We start from the raw sequence: 22,788 nt of genomic DNA, 5'->3' as shown, positions 1-22,788 counted from the left end.
ATCAATCATGCATGCGCAACGAGCACCGCATATCCCCGTAAGTTGCCCAGATTCACCCGTTTATCGGAGTTTCATTGGACGATCACTCAAGTGAAGACCTGAGCGAGACGATGCGCAGTTCATGCGTCATAGACAGTGGTACATATTCATTCTCGACGGAAGGTTTCGAGGAGAGCAGACTTGATCGACCTCGGAACCATCGCTCAATTCACCGCGGCTGTTTTCTTCCTTGTCATAGGCATCCGATTGTTGCGGCTGAGCTTGCGCACGGGAGAAATTCCCGAAAGGCTGTTGGGTACTTACTTCGTCTTCGCGGGTTTGGCGTACGGGGTATGGCAGTTGCAAACATACCTCGAGCAAGCCTGGACCGGAGATCCGATCGATCTGTTGGCCTGGTCGCTCTATGCCGTGGGCGTGATCCCGTTTCTGCACTTCTCACGTGTGGTCTTTCGTCCCGACTCCGCTTGGGCCACCTGGTTGGTCCGACTCACCACGGTTTCGCTCGTGACTGGCCTGACGATGTGGATCGTCCAGGCCCGCGAGTACTACGTTCTCGACAACCCTTGGTACTGGGCCGTGTGGCTGGGATACTCGATTCCTTGCGCATGGTTTGCGATCGAGGCCTTCCTCTGTCACGCCAGTGCGAAGCGGCGGGTTCGGGTCGGCTTGTGTGATCACGTCATCGCGAATCGTTACCTGTTGTTTGGTTTGTTTGGCGTCTTTGAGATGCTTTCGTGCATCGTTGACGTCCTTTCTACATCCGAGGCGGAAAGCGCGATCGTCGTTACGGGTTTCGCCATCGCGCTCGGCCTGTTCGAAATACTTGGGATCGTAATCCTAGTCCTCGCCTTCTTCCCACCGACCTCCTACCAGCATTGGCTCGAGTCGCCCACTGGGGCAGAAAGCATGAAGGGCTGACGATGTCGCCCACGCTATTCGATCATGCTGCCGATCGGCTCGAGAGCAATACCCACCTCTCCCGACTCGAGGCCCGGGGAACGTTGCGCATTGCGCTCAAGGACGCGGGCCTGGATGTGAAGAACCTCACCCTCGATGAGCTCTCGGCCGTTTTCGAAAAAATAATGCCCAAGCAGCTCGAAGATCGCGGGATCGACTCCGCCGCCACGACCTGCAGCGCCGTGATGGCGGAAATTGCAAGCACAGCGGATACCAGCGCGGCTCCGGTCGCGAACGCCGACTCGGTTTTCCGGCGTCTCGGCGGGGGCGGTTGAGCGTTCCAAGCAGACGCGAACCCTCCACTGCTCCAATCCCGCCCGATCGCCATCTCGTCTAGCCCACATCGGCCAGGTTCAATTCACTCAATGATCACTCAAGTGAATCCCTGAGTAAGACGATGCGCAATCCACGTAACATACACAACATTACGTATACGTTATTGGCGGAAACTTTCGAGGAGAGCGGAATTGATCGATAGCGCACTCATCGTGCAACTGATCGCGGCTGCTTTCTTTCTGGTCGTAGGCATCCGATTGATAATGCTGAGCTGGCGCACGGGAGAAACTCCCGAAAAGCTGCTGGGCGCTTACTTCGTCTTCACGGGTTTGGCGTACGTGCTCTGGCAGTTGCCGCTGTACTTCGAACAGGCAATGACCGGAAACCCGATCGATCTGGTGTCCTGGGCGCTCTATTGCGTGGGTGTGATCCCGTTCGTGCTCTTCGCGCGACTGGTCTTTCGTCCAGAAATCGCTTGGGCCACGGGGTTGGTCCGGTTCTGCATCGTTGCGCTCGTGGCCGGCATGACGGCATGGATCGTCCAGGGTGAAGAGTATTACGTTTTCCAAAACCCTTGGTACTGGGCCGTGTGGCTGGGATACTCAATTCCCTGCTTGTGGTTTGCGATCGAGGCTTTCCTCTGTCACGCCAGTGCAAAGCGGCGGGTGCGGGTCGGCTTGTGTGATCACGTCGTCGCGAATCGCTACCTGTTGTTTGCTCTCTTTGGCGTCTTTCAGACATCCGCGTGTTTCAATGACCTCGCTACGACTCCCATGGAGACGAGCTTGGCATTCCAAAGGACGATGGCGTCCGTGACCGGCGCGATCGAGATGTGTGGGATCGTGACGCTCTTCCTTGCCTTCTTTCCGCCGGTCTTCTACCAGCGTTGGCTCGAATCGGCCACAGTGCCAGAAAGCATCGAGGGCTGACCATGTCGACGACTCTGTTCGATCATGCTGCCGATCAACTCGAGAGCAACACCCCCCTCTCCCGACTCGAAGCCCGGGGAACGTTGCGCATTGCGCTCAAGGACGCGGGCCTGGATGTGAACAACCTCACCCTCAATGAGCTCTCGGCGGTCTTTGAAAAACTGATGCCAGCAGAGCTCGAGGCTCGCGGTATCGATTGCGCCGCTACGACCTGCACCGCCGTGATGGCAGAAATCACAAGAACAGCCGATACCAGCACCGCTCCGATCCAAAATTCCGACTCGGTCTTCCGGCGCCTCGGCGGGGTCGGCTAAGCCTTCCCAACAGACGCGGACCTTCCCCTTCTTCTCCAACCCCACCGCGAGCACGTTCCCGTGGATTCTCTCGAAGGACCCCGCGCTTTCTCGCTGAGCGTGCTATTCGATCTCCCCAATCGATCAGGACCTAACGGGAGAAGAACCACATGCTGGACCTCATGAACATCGCCAAGACCGAGAATTCCGGCGGCGATTTGCTGGGGCTTCTAGGCAAACTCTTTACCACCAGCAGTGTGCGCCCGAAAGGCTACCCCGATGCGGTGATCTGGCAGGGAGGCAACCACGACGGCCAGGTCAACCCAGTGGCACATTCGCTCACCGACGCGTACGCGCTGCTCGGCACCGTCGCCGCTATCGATGTGCTCGGGCTTCCCTATTACGCGGTACCCATGTGGGCGCAGTATCGACACGACCTTGCCCTCGAACCCCTGAGTTGGTTCGGAAACATGCCGTGCGCGTCTATCAAGTGGTCGACCGCCGGCGACGCCTACGTGAACGACGGCAAGGGTGGCAAGGTCGTGGTCGCGGGCAAGAGTGGCAACGCGCCCCTGCGAACCCAGGCCGGGGTCTACTGCAATGTGCGCCCCTACGGTTGTGTGACGGTGGTGCGCAGCATGCCGAACCTTCCCTACTCCCAGGACCGCGCGGCGTTCAAGGTCGACTCAAAGACCGGCATCATCCACTCGGAGATGAATACCCCCGGTGTCCAGATGGCGTACGCGGGACGGCGCTTCCTGAGAATGGTGAACGAGTCGGGCAAACTCGGCCGGGTTGCCATGAAGCCCACCCAGGCCATGGAAGACGGCATCAATACCGGGCTGTTCTCGTGGCTGCTGCAGGACACGAAGTTCAGCATCGGCCGCAAGTACGCGGTAGACGGATACGTTGAACACAGAGAACGGGTAGATAAGATCATCGCTTTGCTTCCAAAGGACTTCAAGCAGGGCATGGAAAATTGGAGTGGGCAGATCGAACTGCACATCGCCGACACGAACTACGGTCTGTTGCTATGGGACCTGATCGAACATCAAGAGGTGATCATCCTGGCGACCGATCTCGACGGAGATCGTCTGACCGATCTATTGGCCGACGTCTCGGACCCGCTGCGCCGGTTCGGCGACCTGGTGCTACAGAAAGTCGGCGCCAAAGAAAGCATGAAAGATCTGTGGGGCGAGATGGGATACACCACCGGCAACGGCCGGGATATGACCTCGGTGATGTACAGGATGAGTGGGCCGCCGATCCACGAACAGACCCTGGGCTCCGCCGACGCCATGTTGCTGCGCCTGCTCGACGGGGATGAATCGATGGGTGGGACCAAGAAGCCCTACGATCCTCGCATCCACTTCGTACTGATCCGAGAGGCATATCGGGATGCAAACCCCGACAACGCGGAACTCCATGCATGGTTGGACGCGGCGCTCGCAACCTTCGACGAGATCTACGCGGGGGAGCGCCCCGGATTCCTCGAAGGCTACCAGAAGCTCAAGGCGACGATCACGCCCTGGGGTGCATGAACTGGGGTATATTCATTCCGAACATGATTCCGAGCATGACTCCTTGCATTCACCTCCTGCGGAGATCCCCGGATGACGACCTGCTTTCCCCCGGTTCCAATCGATTCTGTCCTCGACAATCCAGACAGCATTCGCAGCCGAATTGAAGCGAATGGTCCCTACGCTCCGGTGCAGCGGTACTTCAACAGCGACGCCGAGTACAAATCCAACGCGGGATCTGCGAGCCGCGAGAAGCCGATGTTCATCGCGTCCGTTTTTCGCGGCGATTGGGCTTATGAAGAGCCGTTGATCCCGGACGTAGACGACCTGCTGCACCATCCCAAGTTCAGCGAAGCCGCGAGCGACATCTTTGGATCGAGTCGCATCCGACCCTTCTCCGTCTATTCCAACCTCACCTGGCAGCTTCCCTTTTCCCAGGGCGGGGGACACATCGACGTGCCCGAATTTCGCGGCGTCAATCGAACCGACCATCCCATTTGGGTGCTGACCAGCATGAATCACTCGCGGCTTTTTGAAGCCGAGCGCGTTCAAATCGCGACTTCGGTTGCGTGGTTCTATCGCGGTAGCGATGGGGGTTTCGACTACTGGCCGGACGGACCCAATGCTCCCATGAAGACCCACGAGGGTTCGATCTTCAATACCGCGGTGGTGGGCGACAACGACCGCATGTTTCATCGGGTGCGGCCCACGGGCGATGCAGAGAAGGGGCTGCTCTCGGATCTCACCTCCGATGCACGCCTGGTCTACAAGAACGGCGACTGCTGGACCATCGAAGACCGAGGCGAAACACGGGCCGAACTGACTTACGAACAGCTGCGCATCAGCATTTCGTGGAAGGCGCGGGTCTTCCAAGACGAAAACGATGAGCAGCGTTATCTGCAGCACAGCGAGGACATGTCCATCAACCAGGTTTGGGAGCGGTTTTGTTCCGATCTCGATCGCCGCGGTATCGCATACGAGCGCCCCGCGAAACCCGAGCAAGACCCGGCATGGATCGAACTTTTGTCCGCGACCTACGTTCAAGAGCCCAGCGCGAGCCCCGCCGCCTGACGTGAGCAAGCCGACCCCCGAGCAGAAGACTCGTCGAGAATCGCAGGTTCCCAAACTGGATCTCAGGGACGCTCGCTCGCCGGATCCGGTAGTTCGCACCCAGTTCCAGCGGGGCCTGCGAGATGCGCTGACCCAGTTCGGGTTCGTTCGCATCGGCGGACATCAAATCGACAAAGATTTGATCCTCGAGGTCTACCGGGAATTCGAAAAGTTCTTTTCGCGCGACAGTCCGGAAAAGGCGCTGTGCGCTTCCGCCGCGGGGGGGCAGCGAGGGTTCACCGCCTTTGGCATCGAACACGCGAAACAACAGCGCGAGCCCGACCTGAAAGAGTTCTATCACGTGGGTCGTGAACTCCCCCCCGATCATCCCCTGCGTGCCCACTACCCGGACAACATCTGGCCTGAAGACATCCCGGAACTGCGAGCTGCGAGTCTTGCACTCTACGACGCCCTCGACGCGTGTGCGGGTACATTGCTCGAAAGCCTGGCGCTGGGGTTCGAACTACCAAAGGAAACTTTTTCCGGGATGCTGCGCGATGGAAACAGCATCCTGCGCGCGCTTCACTATCCACCACTCGCTAAAGCCCCGTCCGCCACCGGCAGGGCTGTTCGCGCGGCGCCCCACGAAGACATCAACTTGATCACGTTGCTCTGCGAAGCCACAGACGCGGGTCTCGAAATTCTGACTCGCGAGGGGCAGTGGCTTGCGATTCCCGCACACGTGGGAGAAATCATTGTCGACGCAGGTGACATGCTCGCGCGCGTGACCAACGACGTCGTCCCCGCCGCCACCCATCGGGTCATCACACCGGACGCAGTCCGCGACCGCCACCGCTACTCACTGCCCTACTTCGCCCACCCCTACCCCGACTGCGATCTGAGTGTGCACGAGGCGTTTGTCGAGCCCGAGACCCCGGCAAAGTACCCGCCCACGACTGCAGCGGCGTTTTTGGAGGAGCGGCTCAAGGAGATCGGGTTGATCTCCTGACGGGTCAAAAAGAGATCGGTTTGATCTCCTGAACTTTTCGTTAGTAGTTGTTCAGTTCTGGAGCGTGGACGTCGACCGCTTTCACGTGGGAACCGTCCCGGAAACGCTCGGGACCCGAGACCACCAACGAAGCTTCGGGCTCGAGGGAAGCGGGGTCGTCGGCCGGATCCTTGAAGCGACGCAGTATCTTGTACAGCGTACTGCGTTCGACCGGGACCCGGCCGAGTTCGCGGATGTAACTGCGGAAATCTTCTGCGGGGGTGTTCTCTCCGTGATCTGCGCCGGACTCGCGACTGATCGACTCCTCCATCAAGGTGCCGCCAAAGTCGTTGGCACCACTGGAGAGGGCCATCTGCCCGAGCTTGATCCCCATCTTCACCCAGGAAACCTGGATGTTGGTAATCCAAGGCCTCAAGAAAAGCCGTGATACGGCCACCATGCGCAGGTCTTCATTCATCGTCGCCCCGGCCCGGGCACCCATGTAGTTGTACAGGGTGTTCTTTTCGTGAATGAAACCGAGGGGCACGAACTCGGTAAAGCCGCCCGTGTCCTTTTGAATGTTGCGCAAGATTCCGAGGTGATTGGCGATGTGCTCGGGGGTTTCGATGTGGCCGTACATCAGGGTCGAGGTCGAGCGCAGGCCCACGGAATGCGCCGTGCGCACGATCTCGATCCAACGCTCAGTCTTGAGCTTGTTGGGCGACAGGATGTTGCGAATGTCGTCGTCGAGAATTTCGGCGGCGGTCCCGGGCATCGTTCCGAGTCCGGCTTCCATCAGCCAGCGCAAATACTCGGCCAGCTCCATACCGCTCTTCTTGTGGGAGTAGTCGATCTCCTCGGGAGAATACGCGTGGATGTGAAGATCGGGATAGACCGCCTTGATGGTCAGGAGAATATTGCGGTAGTGATGGTGATCCTTCTGCGGATGAATGCCGCCCTGGATACACACCTCGGTCGCACCCCGGGCTACGGCGTCGGCACATTTGGCCAGCAACTCTTCATCGCTGCGGTCGTAGGCCTCCGCTTCGTCGGCGTGACGCGCAAAACCGCAGAAGGAACACCCGACGTAGCAAATGTTGGTGAAGTTGATGTTGCGGCAGACCACGTAACTGATGTCGTCGCCAACGTCTTCTTTGCGGGCGAGATCCGCCGCTTGCAGCAGTGCGTGCAATTCCGGCCCTTCTGTTTCGAGCAGGACGACGGCGTCCCGGGTGGAGATCTCGCCCCCGCTGAGGGCATGGTCCAAAATTCGAGCAACGTCGGGGCTCACGGAATTCGAAAGTCGATCCAACATCAGGCAGCCTCCTCGTTTTTTGCGGGCCTGCTCCGGGCAAACCCCTTGGCGTCCATGAATTTGGGCAACGCTTCCCAAACCGCATCATCGAACCAATCACGCCCGGCGCTGATGTAGTTGGGATAAACCGGTAGCCGCTCGCGCAACTGCTGTCCTGCAGCCTCGGTGCGCTCGCGCAGTTGCGACAGTGCGGGCCACGGGGCTTCGGGATTGATGAAGTCGACAGTCACCGGCGAAACGCCGCCCCAGTCGTTCAGTCCCGAGCGCAAGAGCAGTTCGAGCACTTCCGGAGCGAGGTTCGGCGGCGCCTGGATGTTCATCTCACTGCCGAGGATCAAGCGTGCAATGGCCACCCAGCCGGCGACGTTGGCGTCGCTGATGGGCGGGACGTCGCACATCTTGGTATCGGGTTTCGGATGAAACGGCTGCACGATGACTTCTTGAATATGGCCGTACTGTTCGTGAAGCTCGCGAATCGCAAACAGGGTATCGACCCGCTCTTCGTCGGTCTCACCGATCCCCAACAACAAGCCGCTGGTAAATGGGATGCGCAGTTCGCCCGCTTCGGCGTGCATGCGAATCCGACGCGCGGGTTCTTTGTCGGGCGCGTGAAAGTGCGGGCCACCCTTCTCTCGCAGACGCTGACTGGTCGATTCGAGCATCAATCCAAGCGAAGCGTTGTGAGGTCGCAGCACCGCCATTTCTTCCTGGGTCAGAATGCCGGCATTGGTATGAGGCAGCATGCCGCCGTCGAACGCGACCTTGCACGCCTCGGTGAGATATTCGTTGGTGCTGCCCCAACTGCGTTCGGCCAGCCAGTCTCGGTGGTAGCGATAGGCGATTTCGGGCTTGTCGCCGAGACAAAAGAGCGCCTCGATGCAACCGGTCTTGACGCCACCCCGCACGGATTCGGCGACCTCGTCGAGTTCAAAGTTGTGGGCGTCGGGGCTTCCGGGCTGCTTGGCAAAGGTGCAATAGTTGCAGCGATCCCGGCACAGGTTGGTGAGTGGGATGAAGATGTTCTTCGAAACGGTAACGACATCTCCCTTGCCACGCCGCTTGCTCTCGGCGGCGGCTTCGAGAATTTGTTCGAAGACGATGGAGTCGGGGAGACTTGCGGCGAGCCTGCCCGCGGAGACTCGATCGAGGTTCCCCTCGTCGAGAACGCGAGCGAGCAGCGAACGCGCTTCGCTCCGAGACAGGAGACTTTGGGGATCGACAGGGCTCACGCTGAACCTCGAGACTTTCGCCGTGCGGTTTGCGAGTCGGGGGCGTGACCCACCCGGTCCGCTCCCGTGCGCAAGCCGTGATCATACCCCACGGGAGGAGTCTCCCATAGTCTCGAAGGCGCCTACCCGAGCGGCAGATCCGGATCGATCTGCGCAATCCACGCCATCATCCCGCCCTGCACGTTCCAGGTGTTGGTAAAACCATGGGCGCGCAACAACTTGACCGCGTGAGCGCTGCGGCCGCCACTCTTGCAGTGCACCACGATGTGGGCGTCGGGGTCGAGGCTCTCGATCTTCTCGGGCAGGATACCGAGGGGAATCAACTCACCGCCGATCTCGCTTACCTCGTACTCCCCGGGTTCGCGCACATCGATCAACTGGAACGTCGCCCCGTCGTCTTTGAGCTGCTTGAGGTCTTCAACGCTGATATCCCAATCGCATTGCTGAGCCATGAATCTTCCTCGATCGGGGATGCAAGGTTTGCGACCGACTATCGCTCCAGGCGCGCGAGCAGGGTATCGAGATCATCGCTTTTGTTGGCGCACAGTTCCGCCCCCAGTACCCGGCGCGGTTCGTCGCCTTCGACGCGTTCCACCGTTGCGCCGTCGCCGAATACTCTTCCAGCCAGGGCTTCGAATTCGGGCTGAACCGACGCGTAGCCCTCGTCGCTGTTCGGAGCTGCCAGCCTATCCACCAACTGCACCCGCAATCTGGCGGTTGAGAACGACATCCCGGTCGATCCGTCTTCCTGCACCGCCTTGACTGCGAGCAGGCATTTGCGAACCACATCGTCGAACAGGTCGGCGAGGTTTCCTCCTTCGATTCGCTTGGCGAGGGCCATGAGTCCCGCGCGACCGCCGTTCAGATCGATGCTGTAGTCGACGTCGTGGCCGATCAGTACCACACCCGGTCCTTCGGGCACGTGACTGTAATCTGCCACGTCGATCAATAGACCCTCGACCTTCTTCTCCCGGATGAACTCGTGAAACACGCGGATGTATTTGTGCAGATCGACCTCGGCTTCCGGGTCGGCGGCAAACAACTTGACGGAGATACGCTTGGGAATCATCGATCAGGCCTCCGCTGCCCCAGCGAGGATCGATGCGGATTCGATCCTGAGTTCACAAGCATGGGCTGCTTCGATAAAGAGCTGAGACTCTTCGATTCTCCGGGAGGCGATGTCCCGATCGATCGAATCCGGGGCCGTGGCGTGTCGGTCGAGCAGGTACTGCCCAAACTTTCCCTTGGCGAAGCGATCGAAGAAGCGCTCGTTGTCGAAGTAGCGGGTCTTGAACTCGCTCACGACATCGTCCGGAGTTTCGGTGACGTCGATGAATTCGAGCCGCACCAACGCGCGCGCCGCCGAGATCATCGAGCGATACGCCAGGTCTTCGGCTTCTTCGAAGTCTCCCTCTTCGAGGGCGATCTGGGCGTCGAAGCCCTGAGATTCGGCCTTCACGACTTCGATACCGAACAGCGAAACCATTTCTCCTGCGCACTCTCCAATGCCGAGGTCGCCGATGGTAAATTCGCGCACATCACTCCAGTCACTGTAGAACTCGGGGGCCTCCGCGTAGGGTGCGACCTTCATGAAGGGCTTGATGATCTCGCGCATACTTCGCTTGCCAGTGCGTTCGACGAACCCCCTGAAGCTCTCGTCGCCCTCGCGACTCTGGACATAGGCGTCGGTCAGGGCTTCAACCACTTCCGGCACCGCCTTGCTGGGGACCGAGCCCATCGCCATACCGTACTTGCCGGCGTTCTCGCCCCACTGACCACCGAGGATCACCTGGAAGTGTGGCACCGTGCGGCCGTCTACTTTGCGGCTGTTGCCGTAGAAACCGATGTCGGCGAGGTGATGCTGCCCGCAGCTGTTGAAGCAACCCGATATCTTCACCCGCAACGCCTTGACGGCAGCGGGCATGCTGGCGGATTTGGCGGCCAGACGCTGGCGCAGCTCGCTGGCGAGTCCGCGACTCGCGGCAATGCCGAGCTTGCAGGTATCGGTGCCGGGGCAGGAAGTGACGTCGACGATGGTCTCGCCGTCCGCAGCCCCAATGCCCGCCGCGGTGAGGGCTTCGAAGACCGCGACGAGATCGCCGTTCGACACAAAGCGGAGCACCATGTTCTGCTCGACCGTGGTTCGCATGTTGTCGCCGCTCCACTTGCGCGCGATATCGGCGAGACTCCGGGCCTGATCTGCAGTGAGATCACCCAAAGGCAGGTTGAGGGTCACGACCGAGTAGCCATCCTGGCGTTGGGCACGCACGTTGGTGTCGAACCAGGCTGCGAATCCATCGGGGCGATCACCTGGGGCCAGCTCGGCTCCCGGGGCCGTGGGCTCGTTGTCCGTCGGCGCCATGTCGGTAACCAGCGAGGTCCAGCGATCGTCGTGGGGGAGCGTCTTGCGCTCTTCTTCGACCATGCGCTTGAACTCTTCGATCCCGATCTTGGCAACCAGAAACTTGATGCGCGCTCGATTGCGGTTTTTCTTTTCACCGAGACGCGCAAACACCCGGGCGACCGCCTGCATCACGGGGAGCAACTCTTCGACCGGTGTGAACTCCGAAAGCACGGCGGCCTGGTGGGGCACCGCGCCGAGTCCACCGCCGACCACGATCTTGAAGCCCTTCTTGCCGTCGACCACCCGCGCGACGTAACCGCCGTCGTGCATCTGCACCAGACCGCAGGCCTCGTGCTCGCAGCCCGAGAATGCGGGCTTGAACTTGCGGCCAAAGTCCTGGACGTCGGGGTGACCGAGCATGAAGGTCATCAGCGCCTGGGCGTAGGGGGAGATATCGAAGGTTTCGGTCTTGCAGACCCCGGCCAGTGGGCAGCCCGTGACGTTGCGCACGGAGTTCCCGCAAGCTTCGCGGGTCGTAATGTTGACGGCAGCGAGCCTTCGCATCAGGTCCGCGGTGTCTTCGATATGAACGTAGTGGATTTGAAAGTCCTGTCTGGTCGTCACGTGCAGGATCGCGTCCGAGTATTCCTCGGAGCAGTCGGCGAGGACTTCGAGTTGTTCGGCGGAGACGCCACCAAAGGGAATCTTGATCCGGCACATGCCGGGTGCGTCCCAAAGCGTTTCGGGACCCTTGGTCGGCACGTCGGCGAAAGCCAGGGTTTGATCGGCTGTGCCGTCGTGGCGCTTGCCGTTGTCGTAGCGCTGACCGTAGACCCCGCGACGCAGACGCGTTTCTGCGAAAACCTTTTCGCCCAACTTGCCCAGTTTGCGCAGGGCCATCTGGCTGTCGAACTGATCGATCTCCTCGGCCCAGCCCGCATCCATTTTGTCGTGCAGAACTTCTTTCCAGCTCTCGGCACCCATGCTCAGGGCTCCCTATAGGTATCGGTATTGGTATCGGTATTGGTATCGGTATCGCAATTGATTGTCACTGAGTCGCTCGCTGGCAAGGCGCGTTCCGTCGCGATGTTTCGACGGGCATCGTGCCGAGTATTCAAAGCGAGCACCCGGCCGTTCCGCGCAGGATCGCTGCAACAGACCGGCCGATTGTTCCGGTTCCGATCTCCCGAACGACGCAAGGGCACTGTACCCGGGAGCGCCCGTCACCCGCAATTGCCGTGCTCCATTGAACACCTGCTGCTCTCCGATTCGCTCGCGGGCGCGTAGGCGAAAAAACATCGTAGCGGAAACGGTTATATCGTCAAATTCTACGGCGAACTATGTGGTTATTGATTCCTGCGAGCGGACAAAAAGAGATCCGCGTCCGAGTTTTTCGGTGTCGGGGCGCGTGGCCCGGCTCGGCCGCGCTTCTACTTACTTGCCCGATTCCTTCTCATACTCGGCAATCAGTTCTTCGCGCAGCTTGGCTTCGCGCTCGCGCAGACTCCAGAACTTTGGCGTGCGGCGGTCGCCGAAGGCCGCCCCGCCCTCTTTGCCTTCGGGCATGTCGAACCAGTCGGGGTAGAAATTGCTCGACAGGATTCCCATCTCCTGATAGCCGTCCATTTCCTGGTCGAACGCCGCCTTCAGCACCTCGAGGCAACCGGGACTCACGCCCAACAGTTCGGAGCACCACTGGTCGACTTCGTCTGCGAGATTTTCCAGCGGTACCACCTTGTTGACGAGCCCCATCTGTTCGCATTCCAGCGCCGTATAGCGGCGACACATCATCCACATCTCGCGCGCCTTCTTCGCCCCGACGACCTTGGTGAGATACGGAACGAAGAAGCCATCGGCCGGGCTCGAAACCTTGGGACCCGCCTGGCCAAAGATCGCGTTGTCCGCCGCGATCGTGAAGTCGCAGCAGTAGGCCATGTGGTTGTGCCCGCCGATGCAGTAGCCCTGAACCTGGGCGATCACCGGTTTGCGCGAGAGGCGGATCAACCGGTTGTGCGGATAGCGGTTATAGAAGGCTTCGCGCAGCCCCCATTTCTCCCAATCGACGTCGCCACCTGCACCGAAGTGCTTGCCGCTGCCGGCCACGATGATCACGCCGATGGAGGTGTCATGATTGGCGTCGTAGAAGGCGCGAAACATTTCTTCGACCGTGGCCACGGTCATGACGTTCATGGCATCTGGCTTGTTGATTGTGATCCGCGCGATTCCGCCGCCCAGATCGCGGTGAGACTTCTTTTCGAAGAGGATCTCCTCGAAATCGAGGCCTTCGCCCTCAACCGTTTGCCATTTCGTCCAACTCATTTTGCGCTCCTCAACCGCCCGTTGACTCCATCGAACTGTCTCGGCTTCCTCTGGCGCCAGAGTAACGACATCGAGATGTCCGAGCCACAGACTCCCCCCACCGATTCGGGTGAAAACCGTGCGTTTTTTGGAGCTTTCGGGGGACTCGCGATTGCTTGCCGCGTTGCGAATTCGCACCTATACCTAGCCATCTGGCAGTTCTTTCGACTTTCCGGTGCAAACGGCCAACCCGGGCGAAACAGAGGAGCGATGAAACCGGCACCATTTGACTATGTGATCCCCGGCACCCTCGACGAGGCCATAGGCTATCTCGCCGACGAAGATGTCGAGTCTCACGTGCTCGCGGGTGGTCAGAGCCTGATCGCTGCGATGAACATGCGCATGGCCCGGCCGGAACTGTTGGTCGATCTGGGCAAGCTCGACGAACTCGCTTTCATCCGCGAAGAAAACGGCGCACTCCACATCGGCGCGATGACGACCAAACGCACGATCGAGTTTTCCCCCGTTGTCGAGAACACCCAGCCGCTGATGCATGCGGCGACGCTGATGATCGCCCATCCACAAATTCGCAATCGCGGCACCGTAGGCGGCTCGGTCGCACACGCGGATCCCGCCGCGGAATATCCTGCGGTGGCGCTGTTGCTCGATGCCGAGATCACGGCTGTGGGATCGGGTGGGAAGCGCACGATCGCGGCCTCGGACTTCTTCATCACCTACTTCACGACGGCACTTCAAGAAGGCGAAATCCTCACGGAGCTGCGCATCCCGGCGATGTCGCCGAATACGGGCTGGTCCTTCAAGGAATTTGCCCGACGTCACGGCGACTTCGCCATGGCTGGGGTCGGGGTCACGCTGAATCTCGATGCCGGCGGTCACTGCGAAAACACGAAGGTCGTGGGTTTCGCCCTCGGCGCGACGCCGATCCGCTGCCAGGCGGTGGAAGCAGCGGTCAACGGCGAAAGGCCAAACCCGGAACTGTTCGCGGCGGCCTGCGCAAAAATGATGGACGGCGTCGAGGATCCGACTTCTGACGTGCACGCGAGCGTTGAATACCGGCGCGACCTTGCATCGACACTCGCGGAACGCGCCTTCGCCGAAGCGGTCGGGCGCATCGGGGCGGTCGCATGAGCACTACCAAATTGATTCGCGTCACAGTCAACGGCAAAGTCCACGAAGCCAACGTCGAGCCGCGCATGTTGTTGACGGACTTCCTGCGCCATGAACTCCATTTGGGAGGCGTGCACGTCGGTTGCGAACACGGCGTCTGCGGCATCTGCACCATCTTGCTGGACGGTCGGGCCGTGCGTTCGTGCCTGACCCTGGCGGTGCAGGCCGACGGCCACGAGATCGTCACCATCGAAGGCATCTCCGAAGACTCGGAACTCCACCCCATCCAACAGGCCTTCGTCGAAGAATACGGACTGCAGTGCGGCTTCTGCACCCCCGGCTTCGTGATGGCGATCTTTGAGTTGCTGCGCGACAACCCCAAACCCACAGAAGCACAGATCATGGACGTGATCGGCGGCGTACTCTGCCGTTGCACGGGATACGAAAGCATCCGCCGAGCGGTCACGTCGGCTATCAAGAAACTGCAGGCTGGTAAATCGGCGGTGAGCGCCTGACGAATCGCGCGACGACCGGCACAGCAACCTCGAACACGGAGACCCGAAAGGTTCAACCCGAGATGACGACCACGACATCGACTACGCAGACGAAGCAGACGACGGCGATTCCCAACAAGATCGAAGATCTGCCGACGAGCGAAGTCCGCTTCATTGGGAAGGCCGTACCCCGGGTCGAAGATCCCGCTCTGATCACAGGCGAAGTCGAGTTCATCGACAACGTGAGCCTGCCGGGCATGCTTCACTGCGCCATCCTGCGCAGCCCACTGGCTCACGCAAAGATCGAAAGCATCAATCTCGACGAAGCCCTCGCACTGCCCGGCGTCATCGCCATCGTGACGGGGGACGATGCACTCAAGTGGAGTTCACCGCCGATGACGATGCCTGAGGGCTGGGGCGATCTCCCGCTGGCCGCTCACAAGGTGCGGTTTGTTGGCGAGCCGCTTGCGGCCGTCGCCGCGACCAGCCGCTACATCGCCGAAGACGCGCTCGAGTTGATCGATGTCGACTACGAAGTTCTCGAGGTCGTGTCGGATCCGTTCAAAGCGATCTTGGACGACGATGGCCCGCTGGTTTTCGAAGAACGCGGCAACAACATCATGCTCAAGCGCACCTTCACCTGGGGCGAAGTCGACGCCGCCTTCGCCGAAGCCGACCACATAATCGAGCAGACCTTCCGCTGGAATCGCATGGGCGCGAATCCCACCGAGACCTTTGGCTGCATCACGGAATGGAACCCGCGCAGTCTCGAATTGGTGATCCGCGCAAGCATCCAGGCCCCCAACTTTACGGCTCTGGCGCGGTGCGGGGTGCTCGGACTGCCCTCCAACAAAGTCCGCCTGATCACCTATCCCCACGGCGGGAGCTTCGGCGGCAAGGGACTTCCCCGCGGCATCGACATTACCGCGCTGCTCTCGCGCAAAGCGCGCGGTCGCCCGATCAAGTGGATCGAAGATCGCATCGAGTATTTGATCGGCGGCGCGGGCCAGGCCTGGGATCGCCACTACGAGGCATCCCTGGCCGTCAAAGCCGACGGAACCTTCACCGGTTTTCGCGTAAAGCTCGTCGACGACATCGGTGCCAACGGCGAGGGCTATGGATCGATCAGCGCTGCCAAGGTGCTGACTTGCTTTACGGGCCCTTACACGATTGGCACCGCGGAATACGATCTCACCCTGGCCTGTACCAACAAGGTGCCCGCACATCCGTATCGCGGCATGGGTCCGCCGCCGCAAAACTTCGTGCTCGAGTCCCTGGTCGACATGGCTGCGCGCAAACTCGAAATCGATCCCGCTGAAATTCGGCGCAAGAACTTCATCCAACCCGAACAGTTTCCCTACACGATCCCCAGCGGCAACGAATACGACAGCGGAGACTACGAGGCCGTCCTCGACAAAGTGCTCGAAATGGCGAACTACCAAAAACTGCGCGAAGAACAGACCCAGGCCCGGGAACAGGGACGGCTGGTCGGAATCGGCGTTGGAACCGCGATCGAGCCCGGGGTGATGGACCCGAACGCCTACTCGATCATCGGCATGCCGGGCATCGGGCAACCCGAAGGCGCCACGGTCGCGTTTGATGTGATGGGCAACGTCACCGTGCGAGTGGGCTTCTCTCTCGAGGGCCAGGGGCAATACACGCTGATCACTCAGCTAGTCGCCGACTACTTTGGCCTCGAGATGGCGAACATTTCGGTGCTCTGCCTCGACACCCAGACTGCGCCGCCCCATTTCGGTCCCGGTGGCAGCCGTCTCGGGGTCGCGATTACCGGCGCGGTGTTGGGCGCCTGCGAGCGAATCAAGACAAAAATGATCACGGTGGCGGCGGGGGTGTTTCAATCGCCACCGGAAGCGCTGCAACTCCATGATGGGATCATCGGCATTCCGGGGGTCGAACAGGCCCAGCTGCCGGTGTCGGCCATTGCGGGCATGATGTTGGGACGCAGCGATCTACTGCCCCCCGAAATCGATCCGCGCCCCGAAGCCACTTACGCATGGACGGCCGCGGGGCGAACCGAACCCGACGACCAGGGGCGCGCGAAGAGCTATCTGACGGCGGCGCAGTCCGTGCACATTGTCACCGTCGAAATCGATCGCAGGACCGGGGCGACCGAGATCACGGGCTATTGGGTGGTCGACGATTGCGGCACGCGTCTCAACCCGGCCACCCTCGAGGGCCAACTCCAGGGCAGCATTGCCCAGGGCATCGGAGCCGCACTGCTGGAGGAATACCTCTACGACGACGAGTGCCAGCCTCTGGTGACCAACTACATGAATTATTTGATGCCGACGGCGAGCGATGTACCACTGGCGGTGAAGGGTGAAATCGTGACACCCTCTCCCTTCACACCCCTGGGCGCCAAGGGATGTGGCGAGGGAGCGATTCACACGACTCCGGCGACGATCCTGTGTGCGATCAACGACGCGCTGGCGCCGCTGGGCAAACAGGCCACGGAAGTACCCGCCTCGCCGATGCGAATCTGGAACCTGCTCCGCGAAGCTGGGGATTGAACCCCGTCGGAGCGAAGCGAGGCCAGGGCTCGAAAGGCAGGAGTTAAATCGCCGCGCAGTGCGCGCGGCAGCAGAACAACCAAAGGAGATCACCCCCCGATGACCGAAGAAAACCACTTTGTCGCTCTTTCCGAGTGCCACTTCATGAATCCCGGCACCCTGGCAGAAGTCGCCTACTACCCGGACAACCAGCGCTGGTGGGACAGCGTAGACGGGGTGATGCGCGCCTGGTCGAACCGCGATCTCACGGGCGAATGGCCCCACCCGCTCGCCTCAGAACTCATCAAGTACATGGACGAAGCCGGGGTGGATGTCTGTTTCGCTTTGCGCGAGGGCATGATGGACATCAGCGGCGGCACCGTCGCGTTTTCGACCAACCAGTTCATGATCAACCAGATCGAGCCCTACAAGGATCGCATGTATCTCGAATGCATGGTCGGTCCGATTCTCAAGCGCGGCATCAAGCACGCGATCTGGGAGCTCGAGTACATGGTCAAAGAGTGCAACGCCAAGCTGTGCAAGGTCTACATGCCCGAGGACGACGGCCCCCTCGACGACCCCCGCATGTGGCCCTTCTACGAAAAGGTGCAGGAACTCGACATCACGCTCACGATCCACACCGGCATGTCCTACGTCGTACCCCAGCCGAGCAAGCACACGCACCCCGATACCCTCGATCAAGTGATGATCGACTTCCCCGACCTCAGGGCCATCTGTTACCACATGGCATGGCCCCATACCGAGGAACTGATGGGTCTGTGCGGCAAGCACAAGAACCTCTACATGAGCATGTCGGGGATTGTTGGCTGGTACCAGCGCTCGCCGTACCGCGGCTATCACGCAATCGGATCTGCGCTGCAGTGGGTTGATCCGAGCAAGATCGTGATGGGGCTCGACTTGCCCTTCGACGACACCAAGCGCGTGGTGGATTGGGTTCGAAACCTGCAGATCCCCGAAGAACTGCGCGAGCAGTACGGGTACCTGGAGATCACTTCCGAGATGCGCGCCGGCTTCCTGGGCAAGAACCTGGCACGCCTCGCCAAGATCGACGACAAGAAACGGGTCTGAGCATACCCTTGGAGACATTGTGAAGGATCAGGCCTGCATCATCGGGATCGGCCAGACCGACTATTGTCGCAAGCCCGGTTCGGGCATGACGCAACTGGGTATTCAACTGAAAGCGGCGGCGGCGGCGATCGCCGACGCCGGTCTCAAGGGCAAGGACATCGACGGCATCATGCCCTTTCCGAACCTCGGGCATGCCGAAAGCTTTGCGGCCAACCTCGGTTGTGAAAATCTGCGCTACGCATCGATCATTCATATGGGCGGTGCCGCGCCGGTGGCCTCACTCCAGGCAGCCGCCGCCGCGGTGACGACGGGAATGGCGAACCACGTGTTGATCCCGGCCGGTTGGAACGGCTATTCCGGCGCGCGCGTGAAACAGACGGTCAGTCTGGATACGGCCTCGCTTCCCGGCGGCGAGATTGCGCGAGACTTCTACTTGCCCTTCGGTCTCACCGTGCCTCCACACTGGTACTCATTGATCGCTCGCCGCCACATGCACGAGTTTGGTACTACGGCGGAACAACTCGGCTGCATTGCGCTGGCCATGCGCAAGCACGCCCAACTCAACGAAAACGCCGTGATGTGCGGCAAGCCGATGACCCTCGAGGACTACCTCGCTTCGCCGATGCTCGCGGACCCCTACCGCATCTTCGATTGCTGTATCGAGACGGATGGCGCCGCCGCGGTGGTAGTGACCACGGTCGAGCGGGCGCGCGACCTCGACAAGAAACCCGTCATCATCATGGGGGCCGCCGCCGGCCAACCCTATCCCGCCGACGAGATCACCAACCGCGCAGACATTTTCAAGACCGGACTTACGATTGCAGCCCCCGAAGCCTTTGGAGCGGCCGGGGTCACGCCAGCGGATGCAGACTTCGCAATGATCTACGACTGCTTTACCTTCGAAGTGCTGCAACAGATCGAAGAAGCGGGGTTCTGCAAACGCGGCGAGGGAGGAGCCTTCGTCGAGGGGGGCCGGATCGAACTCGGCGGTGAACTCCCGATCAACACCCACGGTGGCTTGCTCTCCGAAGCCCACGTACTCGGGATGAATCACATCGTCGAAGCAACCCTGCAATTGAGGGGAGACGCTGGCGAGCGCCAGATCGCGGGCGCTGAAATCGGCGTCGTCACGGGCTGGGGTGATTTTGGCGACGGCAGCATCGCGATTCTGGGCAACTAGCGATTCCAGGATCAAATTCATGAGAGAGACTCACACATGAGCGAGCGCGATTACAACCTGCCACTTCCCGAACTCGGCGGACTCCACAAGGAGTTCTACGACCACTGCAAGAATCACGCGCTGCACTTTCAGCGCTGCGACGACTGCGAGCGTTATCGGCATGTCCCGCGAGAGATGTGCGCCGGGTGTGGTTCCTGGAACTGGTCGTGGATCCCCTCGAGCGGCCGCGGTCGCATCTTCACCTGGACCGTCGTCGAACGACCTCTGCACCCGGCCTTTGCCACGGCGTGCCCCTACGCGCCCGTGGTAATCGAGATGGAGGAAGGCGTGCGGCTGCTGAGTGTGGTCAGCGACGTCGCGCCCGCGGATCTCGAGATCGACATGCAGGTCGGGGTCTACTACGACGACGTCACCGACGATGTGACGCTGCCCAAATTCAAACGGGTCTGATTCTCGAGAACAGACAAACCCTCAGGGAGCATCAACGTGGCCTATCCGCCCACCGTCAAGTTTGAACAGAAGGACCACATCGGCGTGGTCACCATCAACCGTCCCGAGCAGATGAACTCCCTCGACATGGAGATGCTGACGGGCATCGAAGAAGCGATGATGGAAGTGCAGAACGACGACGATCTCTGGATCGGTGTGCTCACGGCCTCCGGAGACAAAGCGTTTTCTTCTGGCCTCGATCTCAAGGTTGCGGCCCCACTGCTCACCAGTGGCGACCCGATGGGGTTCCCAGACATTACCAAGCGCCAGTTTTCGGATGTCTACAAGCCGATCATCTGCGCCGTGAACGGCTTCTGCATCGCCGGAGGATTGGAGATGCTCCTGGGCACCGACATTCGCATCGCCGCCGAACACGCGACCTTCGGTCTGGGCGAAGTCAAAATGGGCCTGATACCCCTCGGCGGCACCCATATCCGCATGCCGCGGCAAATCAGCTGGGCGATGTCGATGGAACTCTTGCTCACAGGCAAGAACATCGACGCCAAACGGGCCTATGAGATTGGACTCATCAACGAAGTGGTGCCCCTCGAAGATTTGATGCCCAGCGCGATGAAGCTCGCCGAGAGGATGTGCCGCAACGGCCCCCTGGCCATGCGCACAGCGAAAGAGATCGCGGTACGCGCGCTCGATCTCGAGCCCGGATTCGTACTCGAGAAATCTCTGGGGCAACGGGTGCTCAACTCGGCCGATGCGAAAGAGGGACCGCTGGCATTTAGCGAGAAACGGCGCCCCGTATACACGGGGAAGTAGTCCGAGAGCAAGTCGAAGATCAAGCGCTCCGAATTATCATCAGGCGGATTTCCGTCATGTCTTCGATCGCAAACCGCAACCCTTCGCGCCCCAGACCACTGTCCTTCACTCCGCCGTAGGGCATATGATCTACGCGCCAACTCGGAACGTCGCCGATCACGACACCCCCCACCTCGAGGGTGTCCCAGGCCTTTTGGGCCTTGTAGAGATCCCGGGTAAAGATCCCCGCCTGCAGACCAAAGTCGCTGTCGTTCACTTCGTCGAGTGCTTTGTCAAAGTCTGAGAACTTGCGCAGCAGCGCCACTGGACCAAACGCCTCCTTGCACGCTACGTCGGCATCGAGCGGAACATCCTCGAGCAGCGTCGCCTGAAGCATGACGCCCTCGCGATGTCCGCCGGTCAACACCTTGGCCCCGGCCTCGACTGCGGATTGGATCCAACCGTGCAACCGCATCGCTTCCTTTTCCGAAATCATCGGCCCAATGAAGGTGTCTTCCTTCTTGGGGTCTCCCATGATCAGGCTCGCGACCTTCTTGGTGAGCTTGTCCCGCAAGGCGTCGTAGATGGCCTCGTGCACGAGGATGCGCTGCACACTGATGCAGCTCTGACCACTTTGGTAGTAGCCGCCAAACGCGATGCGCTCGACGGCATCTTCGAGGTCAGCGTCTGCGTCCACGATGACCGCCGCGTTGCCCCCGAGTTCGAGCACGACCTTCTTCTTGCCCGACTTGGCCTTGAGCGCCCAGCCAACTCCCGGGGAACCGGTAAAGGAGAGCAGCTTCAGCCGATCGTCAGTGGTGAACAGGTCCGATCCCTCGCGCGTGGCCGGCAGAATTGAAAACGCGCCCTTCGGCAGTTTTGTCTCGGCCAAGACTTCGCCAATGATGATCGCCCCCAGAGGCGTGCGCGAGGCGGGCTTCATCACGAACGGACAGCCTACCGCGAGCGCCGGAGCGATCTTGTGCGCGGCCAGGTTCAGCGGAAAATTGAAGGGCGAGATGAATGAACACGGCCCAATCGGCACGCGCTTCCAGATGCCCCGATAGCCCTTGGCGCGCGGCGAGATATCCAGCGGCTGGACTTCGCCCAAGATGCGGACCGATTCCTCCGCGGCGATGCGGAAAGTGTCGATCAGGCGGTCGACCTCGTCACGCGAATCCCGGATCGGCTTACCGGCCTCGATGCACAAAGCGTAGGCCAGTTCCTCGAAGCGCTGCTTGAAGCGCACAACGCAGTGGGCAAGGACGTCCTGCCTTTCATATGCGGCCATGCGTGCCATGGGTTCCGTGGCTTCGACCGTGGTCGTGCAGTTCAACGGCCAAACCGGTCCACAGAGCATGGATCTCGACCTCGGGACGGACGGCCAGTTCGACGGCCTGACGCACCCAGCCGCGCGATCTCCGCACGGCATAAACGTACACGCTTGCGCCCGCGAGCGCCCGCCGGGCCAGCGCGACGACACATTGAAACGCCGCACCCCGGCCCTCCTCGGGAACCTCCTTCAACTGAGACAGAAGCTCCCGGCATTTTTCGACTGAGGTCGCGCATTCTCCCGCGAACCTGGCCGAGAAGATTCCCGGTTTCCCACCCAACGCTTCGACCTCGAGCCCGGAATCGTCCGCCTCCTCGTGGTCAACTCCGACAGGCGAGGGCGCCCCTACGAGTCCACGCAGTTTCTGAAGGCCGGTGAGGATCGCGAGCTCGACGTCGTCCTGCCCGGGGGCGGGATGATCGAGGTTCAGGTCCTGAACTTCATCTACGAGAAAGAGCGGGAGCGTCCCTCGGTCACCCTGCTCGCCCTGTCGACTCCGACCGCGGACCTGGGCGCCCGGGGCCGCGCGCGCTCCCGTCCGACCACATGGGTGCTCGGGCCGCGGCTGCCCATTCCCGACGACGGTCGCGTGACCTTCTCGGACGCGAAACCCGAC

23 protein-coding genes are annotated in these 22,788 nt (G+C 60.7%); 15 read left to right on the top strand and 8 right to left on the bottom strand.

From position 1 onward, the window contains the following. Positions 1-180: 180 nt before the first annotated feature. From IH881_06140 to IH881_06110, 7 genes are all read left to right on the top strand, one after another. Positions 181-918, top strand: coding sequence for a hypothetical protein (locus IH881_06140; protein ID MCH7867260.1), 738 nt, complete (start codon positions 181-183; stop codon positions 916-918). A 2-nt stretch (positions 919-920) separates the two neighbouring features. After that, positions 921-1,232 (top strand): hypothetical protein, encoded by a 312-nt coding sequence (locus IH881_06135; protein MCH7867259.1) that lies wholly within the window; start codon positions 921-923, stop codon positions 1,230-1,232. A gap of 192 nt (positions 1,233-1,424) precedes the next feature. After that, positions 1,425-2,162, top strand: a complete 738-nt coding sequence (locus IH881_06130; GenBank protein ID MCH7867258.1) for a hypothetical protein — start codon at positions 1,425-1,427, stop codon at positions 2,160-2,162. Between the two features lie 2 nt (positions 2,163-2,164). After that, positions 2,165-2,476, top strand: a complete 312-nt coding sequence (locus IH881_06125) for a hypothetical protein (protein MCH7867257.1) — start codon at positions 2,165-2,167, stop codon at positions 2,474-2,476. 149 nt (positions 2,477-2,625) lie between these two features. Beyond that, on the top strand, positions 2,626-3,996 hold the full coding sequence (locus IH881_06120; protein MCH7867256.1) for a hypothetical protein: 1,371 nt from the start codon (positions 2,626-2,628) through the stop codon (positions 3,994-3,996). Between the two features lie 72 nt (positions 3,997-4,068). Next, positions 4,069-5,046: a hypothetical protein gene (locus IH881_06115; GenBank protein MCH7867255.1), complete on the top strand. Its 978-nt coding sequence runs from the start codon at positions 4,069-4,071 to the stop codon at positions 5,044-5,046. Position 5,047: 1 nt separating this feature from the next. Next, the gene (locus IH881_06110) at positions 5,048-6,034 is read left to right on the top strand and encodes an isopenicillin N synthase family oxygenase (protein MCH7867254.1); all 987 of its coding nucleotides are present in this window, start codon (positions 5,048-5,050) and stop codon (positions 6,032-6,034) included. A gap of 40 nt (positions 6,035-6,074) precedes the next feature. Here IH881_06110 and cofH read toward each other — a convergent pair whose 3' ends face one another. The 6 genes from cofH to IH881_06080 all read right to left on the bottom strand — a co-directional run bounded on the left by cofH (position 6,075) and on the right by IH881_06080 (position 13,220). Then, the gene (gene cofH, locus IH881_06105; protein ID MCH7867253.1) at positions 6,075-7,328 is read right to left on the bottom strand and encodes a 5-amino-6-(D-ribitylamino)uracil--L-tyrosine 4-hydroxyphenyl transferase CofH; all 1,254 of its coding nucleotides are present in this window, start codon (positions 7,326-7,328) and stop codon (positions 6,075-6,077) included. After that, a complete protein-coding gene (gene cofG / locus IH881_06100; protein ID MCH7867252.1) occupies positions 7,328-8,557 on the bottom strand; it encodes a 7,8-didemethyl-8-hydroxy-5-deazariboflavin synthase CofG in 1,230 nt (409 codons plus the stop codon). The genes cofH and cofG overlap by 1 nt, the downstream gene beginning before the upstream one ends. A gap of 122 nt (positions 8,558-8,679) precedes the next feature. Beyond that, a complete protein-coding gene (locus tag IH881_06095; GenBank protein ID MCH7867251.1) occupies positions 8,680-9,009 on the bottom strand; it encodes a rhodanese-like domain-containing protein in 330 nt (109 codons plus the stop codon). A 38-nt stretch (positions 9,010-9,047) separates the two neighbouring features. Then, complete coding sequence (locus IH881_06090) at positions 9,048-9,626, bottom strand: hypothetical protein (GenBank protein ID MCH7867250.1); 579 nt, start codon at positions 9,624-9,626, stop codon at positions 9,048-9,050. 3 nt (positions 9,627-9,629) lie between these two features. After that, the gene (locus IH881_06085) at positions 9,630-11,885 is read right to left on the bottom strand and encodes a nitrite/sulfite reductase (protein ID MCH7867249.1); all 2,256 of its coding nucleotides are present in this window, start codon (positions 11,883-11,885) and stop codon (positions 9,630-9,632) included. Positions 11,886-12,335: 450 nt separating this feature from the next. Further along, positions 12,336-13,220 carry an enoyl-CoA hydratase/isomerase family protein gene (locus tag IH881_06080; GenBank protein ID MCH7867248.1) on the bottom strand — a complete coding sequence of 295 codons (885 nt, stop codon included), beginning with the start codon at positions 13,218-13,220 and terminating at the stop codon, positions 12,336-12,338. 249 nt (positions 13,221-13,469) lie between these two features. On the opposite strand from IH881_06080, the gene IH881_06075 reads away from it, so the two are divergent. The 7 genes from IH881_06075 to IH881_06045 all read left to right on the top strand — a co-directional run bounded on the left by IH881_06075 (position 13,470) and on the right by IH881_06045 (position 20,860). Beyond that, entirely contained in the window at positions 13,470-14,348 is an 879-nt protein-coding gene (locus IH881_06075) for a xanthine dehydrogenase family protein subunit M (GenBank protein MCH7867247.1), read from the top strand. Next, on the top strand, positions 14,345-14,842 hold the full coding sequence (locus IH881_06070; protein MCH7867246.1) for a (2Fe-2S)-binding protein: 498 nt from the start codon (positions 14,345-14,347) through the stop codon (positions 14,840-14,842). The genes IH881_06075 and IH881_06070 overlap by 4 nt, the downstream gene beginning before the upstream one ends. Positions 14,843-14,904: 62 nt before the next feature. Beyond that, positions 14,905-17,352: a xanthine dehydrogenase family protein molybdopterin-binding subunit gene (locus IH881_06065; protein ID MCH7867245.1), complete on the top strand. Its 2,448-nt coding sequence runs from the start codon at positions 14,905-14,907 to the stop codon at positions 17,350-17,352. Between the two features lie 99 nt (positions 17,353-17,451). Further along, positions 17,452-18,420, top strand: coding sequence for an amidohydrolase family protein (locus IH881_06060; protein MCH7867244.1), 969 nt, complete (start codon positions 17,452-17,454; stop codon positions 18,418-18,420). A gap of 16 nt (positions 18,421-18,436) precedes the next feature. Next, positions 18,437-19,600: a transporter gene (locus IH881_06055; protein ID MCH7867243.1), complete on the top strand. Its 1,164-nt coding sequence runs from the start codon at positions 18,437-18,439 to the stop codon at positions 19,598-19,600. 36 nt (positions 19,601-19,636) lie between these two features. After that, on the top strand, positions 19,637-20,050 hold the full coding sequence (locus IH881_06050) for an OB-fold domain-containing protein (protein ID MCH7867242.1): 414 nt from the start codon (positions 19,637-19,639) through the stop codon (positions 20,048-20,050). 30 nt (positions 20,051-20,080) lie between these two features. After that, on the top strand, positions 20,081-20,860 hold the full coding sequence (locus IH881_06045; GenBank protein ID MCH7867241.1) for an enoyl-CoA hydratase/isomerase family protein: 780 nt from the start codon (positions 20,081-20,083) through the stop codon (positions 20,858-20,860). Between the two features lie 19 nt (positions 20,861-20,879). Here the strand turns inward: IH881_06045 and IH881_06040 are convergent, their stop codons facing one another. After that, entirely contained in the window at positions 20,880-22,130 is a 1,251-nt protein-coding gene (locus IH881_06040) for an aldehyde dehydrogenase family protein (GenBank protein ID MCH7867240.1), read from the bottom strand. Continuing rightward, entirely contained in the window at positions 22,117-22,602 is a 486-nt protein-coding gene (locus IH881_06035; GenBank protein MCH7867239.1) for a hypothetical protein, read from the bottom strand. The genes IH881_06040 and IH881_06035 overlap by 14 nt, the downstream gene beginning before the upstream one ends. Here IH881_06035 and IH881_06030 point away from each other — a divergent pair. Continuing rightward, positions 22,489-22,788 (top strand): hypothetical protein (locus tag IH881_06030; GenBank protein ID MCH7867238.1); only part of this gene is annotated, 300 nt, incomplete at its 3' end. The two genes, IH881_06035 and IH881_06030, sit on opposite strands and share 114 nt — an antisense overlap.

Source organism: Myxococcales bacterium, assembly GCA_022563535.1.
GTDB lineage: Bacteria > Myxococcota_A > UBA9160 > UBA9160 > UBA4427 > DUBZ01.
Note: the sequence above shows the minus strand (reverse complement) of the source record. Positions and strands in the feature narration are given on the sequence as shown.

Bases quoted from the DNA above. Each gene is read 5' to 3' on its own strand.
- IH881_06135 (MCH7867259.1), top strand. From the start codon at position 921: ATGTCGCCCACGCTATTCGATCATGCTGCCGATCGGCTCGAGAGCAAT.
- IH881_06125 (MCH7867257.1), top strand. From the start codon at position 2,165: ATGTCGACGACTCTGTTCGATCATGCTGCCGATCAACTCGAGAGCAAC.
- IH881_06120 (MCH7867256.1), top strand. From the start codon at position 2,626: ATGCTGGACCTCATGAACATCGCCAAGACCGAGAATTCCGGCGGCGAT.
- IH881_06115 (MCH7867255.1), top strand. From the start codon at position 4,069: ATGACGACCTGCTTTCCCCCGGTTCCAATCGATTCTGTCCTCGACAAT.
- cofH (MCH7867253.1), bottom strand. From the start codon at position 7,328: ATGTTGGATCGACTTTCGAATTCCGTGAGCCCCGACGTTGCTCGAATT.
- IH881_06095 (MCH7867251.1), bottom strand. From the start codon at position 9,009: ATGGCTCAGCAATGCGATTGGGATATCAGCGTTGAAGACCTCAAGCAG.
- IH881_06090 (MCH7867250.1), bottom strand. From the start codon at position 9,626: ATGATTCCCAAGCGTATCTCCGTCAAGTTGTTTGCCGCCGACCCGGAA.
- IH881_06085 (MCH7867249.1), bottom strand. From the start codon at position 11,885: ATGGGTGCCGAGAGCTGGAAAGAAGTTCTGCACGACAAAATGGATGCG.
- IH881_06080 (MCH7867248.1), bottom strand. From the start codon at position 13,220: ATGAGTTGGACGAAATGGCAAACGGTTGAGGGCGAAGGCCTCGATTTC.
- IH881_06075 (MCH7867247.1), top strand. From the start codon at position 13,470: ATGAAACCGGCACCATTTGACTATGTGATCCCCGGCACCCTCGACGAG.
- IH881_06070 (MCH7867246.1), top strand. From the start codon at position 14,345: ATGAGCACTACCAAATTGATTCGCGTCACAGTCAACGGCAAAGTCCAC.
- IH881_06065 (MCH7867245.1), top strand. From the start codon at position 14,905: ATGACGACCACGACATCGACTACGCAGACGAAGCAGACGACGGCGATT.
- IH881_06060 (MCH7867244.1), top strand. From the start codon at position 17,452: ATGACCGAAGAAAACCACTTTGTCGCTCTTTCCGAGTGCCACTTCATG.
- IH881_06050 (MCH7867242.1), top strand. From the start codon at position 19,637: ATGAGCGAGCGCGATTACAACCTGCCACTTCCCGAACTCGGCGGACTC.
- IH881_06040 (MCH7867240.1), bottom strand. From the start codon at position 22,130: ATGGCCGCATATGAAAGGCAGGACGTCCTTGCCCACTGCGTTGTGCGC.